14 protein-coding genes are annotated in these 12,347 nt (G+C 73.9%); 5 read left to right on the forward strand and 9 right to left on the reverse strand.

Translation table 11 applies throughout. From position 1 onward, the window contains the following. The first annotated feature begins 49 nt into the window (after window positions 1–49). A complete protein-coding gene (gene lnt, locus ACH427_RS29185) occupies window positions 50–1,612 on the forward strand; it encodes an apolipoprotein N-acyltransferase (protein ID WP_398874233.1) in 1,563 nt (520 codons plus the stop codon). On the opposite strand, the gene ACH427_RS29190 is transcribed toward lnt, so the two are convergent. The 4 genes from ACH427_RS29190 to ACH427_RS29205 all read right to left on the reverse strand — a co-directional run bounded on the left by ACH427_RS29190 (window position 1,581) and on the right by ACH427_RS29205 (window position 4,480). Then, window positions 1,581–1,832 carry a hypothetical protein gene (locus tag ACH427_RS29190; RefSeq protein WP_398874236.1) on the reverse strand — a complete coding sequence of 84 codons (252 nt, stop codon included), beginning with the start codon at window positions 1,830–1,832 and terminating at the stop codon, window positions 1,581–1,583. The two genes, lnt and ACH427_RS29190, sit on opposite strands and share 32 nt — an antisense overlap. 157 nt (window positions 1,833–1,989) lie before the next feature. Further along, a complete protein-coding gene (locus tag ACH427_RS29195; RefSeq protein WP_398874239.1) occupies window positions 1,990–2,277 on the reverse strand; it encodes a maleylpyruvate isomerase N-terminal domain-containing protein in 288 nt (95 codons plus the stop codon). Window positions 2,278–2,363: 86 nt separating this feature from the next. After that, window positions 2,364–3,272, reverse strand: a complete 909-nt coding sequence (locus ACH427_RS29200; RefSeq protein ID WP_398874305.1) for a Gfo/Idh/MocA family protein — start codon at window positions 3,270–3,272, stop codon at window positions 2,364–2,366. A 17-nt stretch (window positions 3,273–3,289) separates the two neighbouring features. Beyond that, a complete protein-coding gene (locus ACH427_RS29205) occupies window positions 3,290–4,480 on the reverse strand; it encodes an FAD-dependent monooxygenase (RefSeq protein WP_398874241.1) in 1,191 nt (396 codons plus the stop codon). A gap of 74 nt (window positions 4,481–4,554) precedes the next feature. Between ACH427_RS29205 and ACH427_RS29210 the strand changes: the two genes are divergently transcribed. The 3 genes from ACH427_RS29210 (at window position 4,555) to ACH427_RS29220 (ending at window position 6,462) form a co-directional block, all read left to right on the forward strand. Then, complete coding sequence (locus tag ACH427_RS29210; protein WP_398874243.1) at window positions 4,555–5,151, forward strand: TetR/AcrR family transcriptional regulator; 597 nt, start codon at window positions 4,555–4,557, stop codon at window positions 5,149–5,151. Window positions 5,152–5,197: 46 nt separating this feature from the next. Continuing rightward, a complete protein-coding gene (locus tag ACH427_RS29215; protein ID WP_398874307.1) occupies window positions 5,198–5,707 on the forward strand; it encodes a DinB family protein in 510 nt (169 codons plus the stop codon). An 89-nt stretch (window positions 5,708–5,796) separates the two neighbouring features. Continuing rightward, the gene (locus ACH427_RS29220; protein WP_398874245.1) at window positions 5,797–6,462 is read left to right on the forward strand and encodes a hypothetical protein; all 666 of its coding nucleotides are present in this window, start codon (window positions 5,797–5,799) and stop codon (window positions 6,460–6,462) included. 52 nt (window positions 6,463–6,514) lie between these two features. Here the strand turns inward: ACH427_RS29220 and ACH427_RS29225 are convergent, their stop codons facing one another. The 5 genes from ACH427_RS29225 to ACH427_RS29245 all read right to left on the reverse strand — a co-directional run bounded on the left by ACH427_RS29225 (window position 6,515) and on the right by ACH427_RS29245 (window position 10,196). Then, a complete protein-coding gene (locus tag ACH427_RS29225; protein WP_398874247.1) occupies window positions 6,515–7,201 on the reverse strand; it encodes a uracil-DNA glycosylase in 687 nt (228 codons plus the stop codon). Window positions 7,202–7,301: 100 nt separating this feature from the next. After that, window positions 7,302–8,054 (reverse strand): SDR family oxidoreductase, encoded by a 753-nt coding sequence (locus ACH427_RS29230; protein WP_398874249.1) that lies wholly within the window; start codon window positions 8,052–8,054, stop codon window positions 7,302–7,304. Between the two features lie 17 nt (window positions 8,055–8,071). After that, on the reverse strand, window positions 8,072–8,833 hold the full coding sequence (gene fabG / locus ACH427_RS29235) for a 3-oxoacyl-ACP reductase FabG (protein ID WP_398874251.1): 762 nt from the start codon (window positions 8,831–8,833) through the stop codon (window positions 8,072–8,074). Window positions 8,834–8,979: 146 nt separating this feature from the next. After that, window positions 8,980–9,375 carry a DUF3037 domain-containing protein gene (locus ACH427_RS29240; RefSeq protein ID WP_361524049.1) on the reverse strand — a complete coding sequence of 132 codons (396 nt, stop codon included), beginning with the start codon at window positions 9,373–9,375 and terminating at the stop codon, window positions 8,980–8,982. Beyond that, entirely contained in the window at window positions 9,372–10,196 is an 825-nt protein-coding gene (locus tag ACH427_RS29245) for a HipA family kinase (RefSeq protein ID WP_398874253.1), read from the reverse strand. The genes ACH427_RS29240 and ACH427_RS29245 overlap by 4 nt, the downstream gene beginning before the upstream one ends. A gap of 71 nt (window positions 10,197–10,267) precedes the next feature. Between ACH427_RS29245 and ACH427_RS29250 the strand changes: the two genes are divergently transcribed. Further along, the gene (locus ACH427_RS29250) at window positions 10,268–12,319 is read left to right on the forward strand and encodes an alpha/beta fold hydrolase (protein ID WP_398874255.1); all 2,052 of its coding nucleotides are present in this window, start codon (window positions 10,268–10,270) and stop codon (window positions 12,317–12,319) included. Window positions 12,320–12,347: the final 28 nt, after the last annotated feature.

The raw sequence follows: 12,347 nt of genomic DNA on the forward strand, positions 1-12,347 counted from the left end.
TCGACGATCTCCGGAGCCGGAGGGCCGTCGAGCACAAGGGAGGCACAGGATGGCGATCACACCGCCGGCCGAGCGGCGCGCCGCTCTTCTCACCCGCCCCTGGCCGCGCGCCGTCGCTACGGTCCTGGTCGGCGCCCTGCCCGCGCTGACATTCCCGGTGCCGGCGTGGTGGTGGCTTGCCTATGTGGCCCTTGTGCCGTGGCTGCTGCTGCTCCGCTCGGCCGCCGACGGCCGCCGGGCTGCATGCGAGGGCTGGCTCGGCGGCGCGGGCTTCCTGCTGGCCGTCCATCACTGGCTGCTACCGAGCCTCCATATCTTCATTCTGGTGCTGGCCGCGCTGCTGGGGCTGCTGTGGGCCCCGTGGGGCCTGCTCACCCATCGGCTGCTGAGCGGCTCACCTGGGGCGGGCCGGGCACTGGCCGCTCTCGTCCTCGTGCCGTCCGGCTGGTTGATGGTCGAACTTGCCCGTTCCTGGGAGTATTTGGGCGGCCCCTGGGGGCTGTTCGGGGCGAGTCAATGGCAGGTCGCACCCGCTTTGAAGGTCGCTTCGGTGGGCGGGATCTGGCTGGTTAGTTTCCTCCTGGTGGCTTTGAACACCGCTGTCACGTTGATGATTCGGCCGCTTGGCGCACGTATGAGCGGGTCGGCCGTGGGCGCGACGGGGGTGCTCGCGTGCGTACTCTGCGTAACTGCCGTATGGCAGTGGGCCCCTGAGCCACGGAGCGCGGGCAGCGTGCGGATCGCCGTCGTCCAGCCGGGCGTCGTCACCGGCGATCTGGGCCCGCGGCGGCGCTTCGACCGCGAGGAGGAGCTCACCCGCCAACTGGCCGGAAAGCACGTGGACCTGGTGGTGTGGGGCGAGAGCAGCGTCGGCGAGGACCTGGGCCGCAGCGCCGACCTGCGGAACCGGCTGGCCGCGCTGTCCCGTACGGTCGGCGCCGAGCTGCTGGTGAACGTCGACGCGCGGCGCTCGGACCGGCCCGGCATCTTCAAGAGCTCCGTGCTGGTCGGGCCGGACGGGCCCACGGGCGATCGCTACGACAAGATGCGGCTGGTGCCGTTCGGGGAGTACGTGCCCGCGCGCTCGCTCCTGGGCTGGGCCACGTCCGTGGGCAAGGCGGCGGGCGAGGACCGCAAGCGGGGCACCCATCAGGTGGTGATGAAGGTGACCACGCGTCAGGGGGTGCTGCGGATCGGGCCGTTGGTGTGCTTCGAGACGGCGTTTCCGGACATGAGCCGGACGCTGGCGGACGACGGCGCGGACGTGCTCGTCGCCCAGTCCTCGACCTCCACCTTCCAGCACAGCTGGGCTCCGGAGCAGCACGCCTCCCTGGCGTCCTTCCGCGCCGCCGAGAGCTGGCGCCCGATGGTCCACGCGACCCTGACGGGGGTCAGTACGGCGACCGACGCCCGCGGCCGGACCCTGGGCCGCCGCCTGGGTACGGACCGCGGTACGTCGGAGGTCTACGAGCTCCCGCTGGCACGGGGCACGAGTCCGTACGCGCGCACGGGCGACTGGACGGTGATCGGCTCGGCGGCGTGTGTGGTGGCGTACGTCGGCCTGCGCGTGGTCCGCCGCTTCAGGCGACCGGGCCGTCCCGCGCGGCCGTGAAGCGGGCCGGGGCGTCCTCCTGGAGGCGGCCGGGCGGGAGCTTGCGGCCGAAGAGGAGCAGGAGGAGGTCCCCAGCCGTGCCGGACACCGGGGTGCCGGTCCGGAAGGACCAGTCGAGGTCCACCGCCCGCAGCTCGGCCCCCGTCACGTCCGCGCCGAAGAACTTCGCGCTCTTGGGCGTCGCGTTCTCCAGCAGCACCCGCACGCGGTTCTCGGGCACCCGCCGGTCGAGGCCGAGCGCGACCGTGATGTCCAGGCCGTGGACGACGTCGTGTCCCAGTGCCGCCTCGAAGCCGCCGACCGGCGGCGTCCAGGGGTGGTGCGCGTTGTCCCGGAGGAACCGCGCGAGTTCGCGCGGCGAGAAGCGGGCCGCGTCTTCACGGGCGCACCGGTCGGTCGAGAACGGCGCGAGCGAGGCGACGTTGCGGCTGCGCGTCCTCGCGGGCGCACCGGTCGGTCATCCGGTGGAGGCCGCCGCGGGCCTTGGCGAGCTGCCACATCACCTGGGGGACCGAAGAGCGGAAGCCGAGCGACATATGGGCCGCGACCTCCCGCACCCGCCACCCGGCGCACAGGGAAGGCGCGTCCCACTGCTCGGGCGGCAGGCCGTCCGACACGTCGGCGAATTCCCGGCGTTCGGCGGCGATCGCGCTTCTGATGTCCATGTCACTAAGGGCCTCGGAAGCGCGGGCCGGCCTCCAAGAACGGTCGCTTCTCACGGCCGGCAGCAATCGCTCTGGCCGGGCGGGGTTCAGGAGGCGGCCTGCTCCAGTGCGGTCAGGACGATCCGCTCGCACAGTTCGTGGGTGCGCAGGGCGTCGGTCGCGTCGAGCACCGCGCCCGACCGCACCGCGTCCAGGAACGCGAGCACGCTCTGCTCGATGCCGCGCTGCCGCGCGACCGGCACCCAGTCGCCGCGGCGGCGGACCGTCGGCTGGCCCTTGTGGTCGATCACCTCGGCGAGGTTGACGACCTGCCGCTTGGTGCCCTGGCCGGAGACTTCCAGGATCTCCTCGGTGGAGCCGCTCAGCCGGTTCATGGTGCCGATGGCGGTGAAGCCGTCGCCCGAGAGCTGAAGCACGACGTGCTCCATGAGTCCGTCGCGGACCCTGGCCCGCACGTCGACGTGGTCGACGGTGCCGGGCACGAGGAAGCGCAGGGTGTCGACGACGTGGATGAAGTCGTCGAAGACGAGCGTGCGGGGGTCCTCGGCGAGGCCGACGCGGTTCTTCTGCATGAGGACGAGCTCGCGCGGGTGGTCGGCGCACTGTGCGTAGGCGGGCGCGTGCCGCCGGTTGAAGCCGACCGTCAGGCTCACCCCGCGCTCCTGGGCGAGGCGCACGAGCTTCTCGCTGGTGGCGAGGTCGTAGGCGAGCGGCTTGTCCACGTGGACCGGGACGCCGGCGTCGAGGAGGCGGGTGACGATCTCGGGGTGCGCGGCGGTGGCGGCGTGCACGAAGGCCGCGTCGAGACCGGCCGCGAGGAGCCCGTCGAGCGTGGTGTGGCGCCGCTCGCGGGGGACCCGGCAGGAGTCGCCGATCCGGTGGAGGGTTGCCTCGGTGCGGGTGTGGAGGTGGAGCTCCAGCTCCGGCCGGAAGGCGAGAACGGGAAGGTATGCCTTCTCCGCGATGTCTCCGAGTCCGATGCAGCCGACCTTCACAGAGCCTCCTGGGATCGTCATTCCGTTTGAGCAGCATACGGGTGTACGGGTGGCTGCCAGTCGGCCACTCCGTCGAGGCTCCGCAGGGCGAGGCGGGGGCCGACGCGGTTCACCACGGCGACGGCCGCGTCGCGCAGGGCGCAGGCGGGCGCGGAGGAGAGGGCGGTGAGCCGGCCGACGCGGGCGGAGCGGCGGACGACGTCCGTGGTGCGGGGCAGGCGTTGCCCGGTGTAGGCGGGCAGCGCGCGGGCGGGGTCGCCGTCGGCCTCGCCGAGGAGGTGGGCCAGGACCACGGCGTCCTCGACGGCCTGGCAGCCGCCCTGGCCGAGGTGCGGGGTCATGGGGTGGGCGGCATCGCCGAGCAGCGCGACCCTGCCGCGGTGGTAGGCGGGCAGCGGAGCCGCGGAGGTGTGGATGTCGTTGCGCAGCACGGCCGCGGGGTCGGCGGCGGCGAGGATGTCGGGGACGGGGTGGTGCCAGCCGCCGAACAGGCGGCGCAGTGCGGCGAGTTCGCCGTCGGGCGCGCGGCTCCCGGCGGGCTCCTTGGCCTGCGCGTAGGCGTAGACGCGCCCGTCGTGCAGCGGGACCGTGCCCCAGAGCAGGCCGCGGCCCCAGGTCTCGTGGGCGGGGAAGGGCCGGGCGGGCGGTGGGACGACCATGCGCCAGGCGGTGAGGCCGGTGAAGCGCGGGGCCGGGTGGTGCGGGAAGAGGGTGCCGCGGACGGCGGAGCGTATGCCGTCGGCGCCGACGACGAGGTCGGCCTCCAGGCCGCCTTCGGGGGCGGCCACCCTGGCGGGCCGCCCCGGGCCGCCGGGGTCGACGAGCGTGGCGGGGGCGCCGGTGCGCACGGCCCCTTCGGGGAGCCGCGCGGCGAGGAGGGCGACGACTTCGGCGCGGTGGGCGACGACGACCGGGCCGCCGAAGCGCTCGGCCGCGGCCTCGCCGCTCGTACGGGAGAGCCAGCGGCCGCTGGGCAGGCGCAGGCCGCCCTCGGCCCGCCAGCCGGACAGAGCCCGTACGGCGTCGCCCGCGCCGAAGGTGTCGAGGGCCCGCAGGGCGTTGGCGGCCAGGGCGATGCCCGCGCCGACGGGTTCGAGCGACGCGGCGCGTTCGAGCACGGTGACGGTCCAGCCGCGGTGGTGCAGGGCGGCCGCGGCGGTGAGACCGCCGATGCCGCCACCGATGATGACCGCGCGGAGTTCGCGCATGATCCCCTCCGTTACTACGGGTGTAGTTGCCGCCAGGTTACTACTGTTGTAGTGACGGCGATAGGTTGGGTCGCATGCCAGTCGAGAAGACCGCCACCGGTCCCGCGCGCGCCCAGCTGATCGCCGACACCGCACTCGCCCTGCTCGCCGAGCGCGGCATGCGCGGGCTGACCCACCGCGCCGTGGACGAGGCCGCCGGGCTGCCGCTCGGCTCGACCTCCAACCAGGCGCGCACCCGGCTCGCCCTGCTGGAGGCCGCGGTGCGGCGGCTGGCCCTGCGCGAGAGCGAGGTGCTGGGCCTGCCCGAGCTGCCGGGCCCGGACGCCGGGCGCGAAGCGCTCGCCGAGGCCGTCGCGCACGCGCTGCACCGCTCGCTGACCGGGCAACAGGCACTGCTGATCGCCCGCTACGAGCTGGCGCTGGAGGCGGCCCGGCGGCCCGAGCTGCGGCGGATCTACGACTCGGCGGGCCGCGTCTTCCGCGATCCCCTCACCCGCCTGATGGCCGCGAACGGGTCCCGCGAACCGGAACGGCACGCGCTGTCCCTCGTGGCGTGGTGCGAGGGGATGATGTTCTCCTGCGTCGCCGGGTCCTTCCACACCGACGCCCCGGACCTCGGGCAGCTCCGCGCCGGCGCCGGTGAACTGCTGCGCGGCATGCTGGAGCGATAATCCGTGGCGCCGCCGCGCGCCCGGGCGGAAGATGCCCACCATGACGATCACGAGCGAACGCCCCGAACCCCCCACCGTCTCCGACGAACGCACCAGTCTGGAGAGCTGGCTCGACTACCACCGCGCGACCCTGGCCCTCAAGTGCGCGGGGCTGGACGACCGGCAGCTGCGCGAGCCCTCGGCGCCGCCCTCGCCACTGACCCTCATGGGCCTCGTACGGCACATGGCCGAGGTGGAACGCGGCTGGTTCCGGCGCGTACTCGCCGCCGAACACGAGGCCGGGCCGATCTATTACAGCGACGAGGACCCCGACGGTGACATCCACGTCACCGAGCAGGACACCTGGGAGGAGGCGTACGCCACCTGGCAGGCGGAGATCGCCGCGGCCCGCGAGGCGGCACGCGGCCACTCCCTCGACGACCGAGGCGTCCACAGCCGCGACGGCGCGGAGTTCGACCTGCGCTGGATCTATACGCACATGATCGAGGAGTACGCCCGCCACAACGGCCACGCGGACCTCATCCGCGAGCGCATCGACGGCGCGACCGGGGACTGAGCGCCGGGGCGGGACCGCCGGCGACACCACCGCGCGTCACCCATGCGGGGAATTCCCAACGCGCCCGAGCGGGCAGCAGAGTTGACCGAATGCATCGTCTGCCCGCGGCGACCGCCCTGGTGGCAGCGGCCCTCGTGGCCGCCACCGGGTGCGTGGCCGTCTCCCCCCAGCCCGCCGGCCACGGCCGACAGCACTCCCTCTCCCGCCCCGGCGGGCCGGCCGGCCCGGGCCGGCCCCGCGAGGCCCTGGTCGACATCGGATCGGATGCCTCGGGCGGGCCGCCGGGCGATCCCGCACGGGACCCGGCCTCCCACGCACCACCGGGGACACCCCCGGACGGCTGGAGCCCCGGAGAACCCAGGCCCCCCAGGAACCCCGCCGACCCGGCACCGGCGGACCCGGCCGATCCCCGGGCCCCGGCGGACCGCCCGCCCGCCTCGCACGACTCCCGCCCCTCGGAGCCGGCGAAGAGCCCGCCGCGGAACTCCTCCTCCCCCTCGCGCGATTCGGGCCCGGCCGAGACCTCCGGCCGCCCGCCGGAGTCACCGAGCCGGCCCGGCCCCACCCGCGAGGACTCCCCCCTCCCCCGCAATCCGCCGCAGGCACCCCCCACCTCCGGCCGCGCCGCCGAACCCCGGCCGGCGGCACCGCCCCGGAGCTCCGGCGGCGGCGTCTGCTCACTCGGGCACACCTACGGCCACTGGGAGCAGGGCAGCGACGCCTCGCGCATCTGCGGCCAGGTGTACGGGCACTGACGCCCGGCGAGGAGCCCGCGCCTTCGAGCACGGCCTCCTCGCGGCCGCCGGGTCAGACGGCGAGGTCGGGGATCCGCCAGGAGATCGGCTCGTGGCCCTGGGCCGCGACCGCCTCGTTGATCTGGGTGAAGGGGCGGCTGCCGAAGAATTTCTTCGCCGACAGCGGCGAGGGGTGGGCGCCCTTGACGACGGTGTGCCGCGTCTCGTCGATCAGGGGGAGCTTCTTCTGGGCGTAGTTGCCCCACAGCACGAAGACGGCCGGGTCGGGCCGGGAGGCCACCGCGCGGATGACCGCGTCGGTGAACTTCTCCCAGCCCTTGCCCTTGTGGGAGTTGGGCTCGCCGCCGCGGACGGTGAGGACCGCGTTGAGCAGCAGCACGCCCTGCTCGGCCCACGGCATCAGGAAGCCGTTGTCCGGCACCTCGTGGCCGAGCTCCTCGCGCATCTCCTTGTAGATGTTCCGCAAAGAGGGCGGGGTCTTCACGCCGGGCCGGACGGAGAAGCACAGGCCGTGCCCCTGCCCGGCGCCGTGGTAGGGATCCTGGCCGAGGATGAGGACCTTCACCCGGTCGTACGGCGTGGCCTCCAGCGCGGCGAAGACCTCGCCGCGCGGCGGATAGACCGGCGCCTTCGCCCGCTCCTCCTCGACGAAGTCGGTGAGCTCCTTGAAATAGGGCTTTTCCAGCTCCTCGCCGAGGACTCCGCGCCAGGACTCGGGCAGCATGTCGGTGACGGTCACGCCAACAACCTCCGGGGTTCGTTCCACTCTCGACGGAGAACCTACCGGCGACCACTGACAACGCCTGACGCCCGGCCCTCCGGGGAGGGCCGGGAGCCGGTCAGAACCCCGCGTTGAGAAGGATCCCGCCGTCCATGACGAGCGTCTGCCCGGTGATCCACCCCGCGGCGTCGGAGAGCAGGAAGGCGGCCGCGCCCCCGATGTCCGCCGGAACCCCCAGCCGTCCGAGCGGGTAGGAGGCGACGGCCTCCGCCTCGCGGCCTTCGTAGAGGGCCGCGGCGAACTTGGTCTTCACCACCGCCGGGGCGATGGCGTTGACCCGCACGCCCGGCGCCATCTCGTGCGCGAGCTGGAGCGTGAGGTTGACCATGGCGGCCTTGCTGATGCCGTACGCGCCGACGAACGGCGAGGCGCCCAGGCCGGCGACGGAGGCGATGTTGACGATCGCCCCGCCGTTCTCCTTCTGCCACGCCTTCCAGGTCTGCTGGGCGAAGCCGAGCGCCGAGATGACGTTGGTCTCGAAGACCTTCCGGGCGACCGCGAGGTCGAGGTCGGCGATCGGACCGAACACCGGGTTCGTACCGGCGTTGTTGACGAGGTGGTCGACGCGCCCGAAGGTCTCCATCGCGCGCTCCACGGCGGCGCGCTGGTGGGCCTCGTCGTGGGCCTTGCCCGCCACGCCGATCACGCGGTCGGCGCCGAGGGACTCGACGGCGTCCTTGAGGGCGTCCTCGTTGCGTCCGGTGATGACGACACGGTCGCCGCGGGCGACCAGCGCCTCGGCGATGCCGTAGCCGATGCCGCGGCTGGCACCGGTGACCAGCGCGACCTTTCCACTGTCCTGCACGGTCATGTGTCCGTCCTCCCCCGTCAGTTGAGCGGTCCGCCGGCCACGTACAGCACCTGGCCGGAGACGAAACCGGCCTGCTCGCCGGTGAAGAAGGCGACGGCGTTGGCGATGTCCGCGGGCTCGCCGACGCGCTGCACGGGGATCTGGCTCGCCGCCGCGGTCTTGAAGTCCTCGAAGCCCATGCCGACGCGGGCCGCGGTGGCGGCGGTCATGTCGGTGGCGATGAAGCCGGGGGCGACGGAGTTGGCGGTGACGCCGAACTTGCCGAGCTCCTTGGCGAGCGTCTTGGTGAAGCCCTGCATACCGGCCTTGGCGGCGGCGTAGTTGGCCTGCCCGCGGTTGCCGAGCGCCGAGCTGCTGGAGAGGTTGACGATCCGGCCGAAGCCCGCGTCGACCATGTGCTTCTGACAGGCGCGCGACATCAGGAACGCACCGCGCAGGTGCACGTTCATGACGGTGTCCCAGTCGTCCTCGCTCATCTTGAACAGCAGGTTGTCGCGGAGGACACCGGCGTTGTTGACGAGGATCACCGGGGCGCCGAGCCCGGCTGCGACACGGGCGACGGCGGCCTCGACCTGGGCGGCGTCGGAGACGTCGCAGCCGACGGCGAGGGCCTTGCCGCCCGCCGCCGTGATCTTCTCCACGGTGTCCGCGCAGGCCGCCTCGTCGAGGTCGAGGACGGCGACCGCCCGGCCCTCCTCGGCCAGCCGGACGGCGGTCGCCGCGCCGATGCCACGGGCCGCGCCCGTGACAACGGCTACGCGCTGCTCGGTGGTGGACATGCGGGGCTCTCCTCACCTCGGAAACGTCGACGGCGCCGAGGGGCCCCGGCGGACCGCCCGCCCGCACCGGCGGGTGAGCGACCGCTTAGTACCTTCGGCGGATCAGACGCTAGAAGCCCCGCCACCCGCTGTCAACGCCTCGTCGCTCACCTGACCAGCAGGTCGAGGAGGCGTTCCGGCTCGCATTCCGGGTCCGCGGTGAGGCCGGTGTGCACCGGGCCGGGCTGCACGACGGTGCTGCGCGGGGCGATCAGCCAGCGGAAGCGCCGCCCCGGATCGTCCCCGGCGGCCTGTCCGGCCCGCTCCCCGCCGAGGCAGACGCCCTCGACGGCGCCCAGCGCGGCCCGTACGCCCGCGACGTCGGCCGTCGGGTCAAGGGCCAGCAGCCGCGCCTCGTCGAGGTGGACGCGGGCGGCGACGAAGGACTTCGCCTGGCAGTAGACGACGACCCCGGCGTTGATCAGCTCACCCCGCTCGACGCGGGGGACGACGCGCAGCAGCGCGTATTCGAAAACGTCACGTCCGTTGTGGCGCCCGGTCATGTCCCGGCCCTTCCGTCGAGCCTGACACGCACCCACTCCGGCGCCTGCGAGGGCTTGTCCTTGCTGCGTTCGCCCAGGATGATGCGGTCGCCGATCGAAGCGGCGCGCTCCAGCAGCACCTCCACATAGGCGCGGCGCACGGCGTCCGGGCCGTCGAAGCCCGGCTCGTCCACGAGCCACTCGTCGGGCACGTCGGCGGCGACCGCCGTCAGCAACTCCTCGGTGATCCGCGGGGCGAGGGCGGCCGTGGCGGCGGCGAGGTCCGGGGCGAAGGAGGCGAGGACGTGGTCGGAGGCGTCGTACGCCTTGCCCGCCGCGGCCCGCGCGCTCGGCCAGTTGTGGTGCCAGATCATGGTGGCACCGTGGTCGATGAGCCACATCCGGCCGTGCCACACCAGCAGGTTGGGGTTGCGCCAGGAGCGGTCGACGTTGTTGATGAGGGCGTCGAACCACACCACGCGCCCGGCCTCGGCCGCGTCGACCTCGAAGGCCAGCGGGTCGAAGCCGAGGGCGCCGGGCAGGAAGTCCATGGCGAGATTGAGCCCGCCGCTGGCCTTGAGCAGCCCCTGCACCTCCTGGTCCGGCTCGCCCCGGCCGATGACCGGGTCGAGCTGGATCCGCGCCAGGTCGGGCACGCGCAGCCCGAGGGCGCGGCCGAGCCGGCCGCAGATCACCTCGGCGACCAGCGTCTTGCGGCCCTGTCCGGCGCCGGTGAACTTCATGACGTACGTACCGAGATCGTCGGCCTCGACGATGCCGGGGAGCGAGCCACCCTCACGCAAGGGCGTGACATAGCGGGTGGCGATGACTTCGGGGAGCATTGCCCCAGGCTACTGCGGTGCCGGAGCAAATCCGGTCGCGCCCGCGGGCCGCCCCTGCCAGGGTGCCCGCCATGGAGATCTCCGCCTTCCCCCGCCGCTTCGCCCTCAGCCGGCGCTTCTCGCTCGGCGCCCCGGGGCGCTTCAGCGTCTCCCCGGACGGCAACCGCGTCGTGTTCACCCGCACGCGCGGCGGCCTGGACCCGCTCGGCGAGCTGTGGCTGTACGAGGGCGGGCGGGAACGGCTGCTCGCCTCGCCGGAGGTGACGGACGGCCCCGTACCGGAGGCGGAGCGCGTCCGGCGGGAGCGGGCCCGCGAACGGTCGGAAGGCATCGTGTCGTACGCGACGGACCGGGACGTCCGCCTGGTCGTCCACACCGTGGGCGGCGCGCTCCACGCGGTCCGCACGTCCGGCGGGCCGTCCTTCCCCCTGCCGGCGGCGGGCCCCGCCGTGGATCCCCGGCCCGCGCCGGACGGCCGCCACGTCGCCTACGTCAGTGACGGCGCGCTGCGCGTGATGTCCCTGGACGGCACCGAGCGGCTGTGCCTCGCCCCGGAGGCGCCCGAGGTGACCTACGGCCTGGCCGAGCACGCCGCCGCCGAGTCGATGGGGCGGCGGCGCGGCTACTGGTGGGCGCCCGACGGCAGCGCCCTGCTCGTCGCCCGCGTGGACCCCACGCCCATGCCCCTGTGGCACCTCGGCGACCCGGCCGACCCGGCGAAGCCGCCCCGGGCGTTCCGCTATCCGGCGGCGGGCACCGCCAACGCCGAGGTCACCCTCCATGTGGTGACGCTGGACGGCGGGCGCGCGGAAGTGACGTGGGACCGCGCGGAGTTCGAGTATCTGGCCACGGCCCACTGGGACGCCCACGGCCCGGTGATCAGCGTGCAGAGCCGCGACCAACGGCGGCTGGACGTGCTGGCCGTCGATCCGGGTTCGGGCGCCACGCGCCCACTGTGGCAGCGGCACGACCCGGCGTGGGTCGAGCTGGTGCCCGGCACCCCGGCCCGGACGGCCTCCGGCACACCGGTCGTCCCCTGGGAGGAGGGCGGCACCAGGGGGCTGGCGATCGGCGGATTCCGCACGCCGGAGGGCCTCCAGCTCGCCGAGGTGCTCGGGACGGACGGCGAGCGCGTCCTCTTCACCGCCTGGGACGGGCCGTTCGAGCGGCATGTGTACGCGTACGAGCCAAAGGCCGGCCTCACCCGGCTCAGCCGGGAGCCCGGGACGCACACCGCGGCCATGGGCGGGCCCACGGTGGTGCTCGACAGCCAGACCCCGGCCGGGCACACGGTGACGGTCCTTCGCGACGGCGCTCCCGTCGGCGGACTCCGCTCCCTGGTCGCCGATCCGCTGGTCGCACCGCGCCCGGAGTTCCTGACGCTCGGCGGACGGGAGCTGCCCGGCGCGCTCTTCCTGCCGTCCTGGCACGAGCCCGGCACGCGAAAGCTGCCGGTGCTGCTGTTCCCTTACGCCGGGCCGGGGTCGCGGCTGGCCGTGCGGGCCCGGACATGGGCGGCGTGCGTCGCGCAGTGGTTCGCCGACCAGGGCTTCGCCGTGCTCACGGCGGACGGCCGGGGGACGCCGGGGCGCGGGCCGGTGTGGGAGAAGGCCGTCCACGGCGACCAGCTGACGCCCGTGCTGGAGGACCAGATCGACGCTCTGCGGGCGGCCGCCACGCACTGCCCGGACCTGGACCTGGGCCGGGTGGGCATCCGGGGCTGGTCGTTCGGCGGCACGCTGGCCGCGGCCGCGGTCCTCAGGCACCCGGAGGTCTTCCACGCGGCGGTCTCCGGCGCGGCCCCGAGCGATCAGCGGCTGTACGACACGCACTGGAAGGAACGGTTCCTGGGCCACCCGGACGAGGAGCCGGAGAACTACGCCCGTTCCTCGACGATCCACGACGCGCCGCTGCTGCGCAGGCCCCTGCTGCTGATCCACGGCCTGGCGGACGACAACGTGACCGCGGCCCACACGCTGCGGATGTCCGCCGCGCTGCTGGCGGCGGGCAGGCCGCACACGGTGCTGCCGTTGTCGGGGGCGACTCATATGGCGGGCGGCGGCACAGCCGGGCAGTTGCTGCTGTTCGAGTTGAACTTCCTGAGAAACGCTCTGAACAGTTGAACACAGCCGCCGCCGGGGCCGTATGACT

Origin of the sequence: Streptomyces sp. NPDC020379, assembly GCF_044387105.1 — a bacterium.
Classification (GTDB): domain Bacteria; phylum Actinomycetota; class Actinomycetes; order Streptomycetales; family Streptomycetaceae; genus Streptomyces.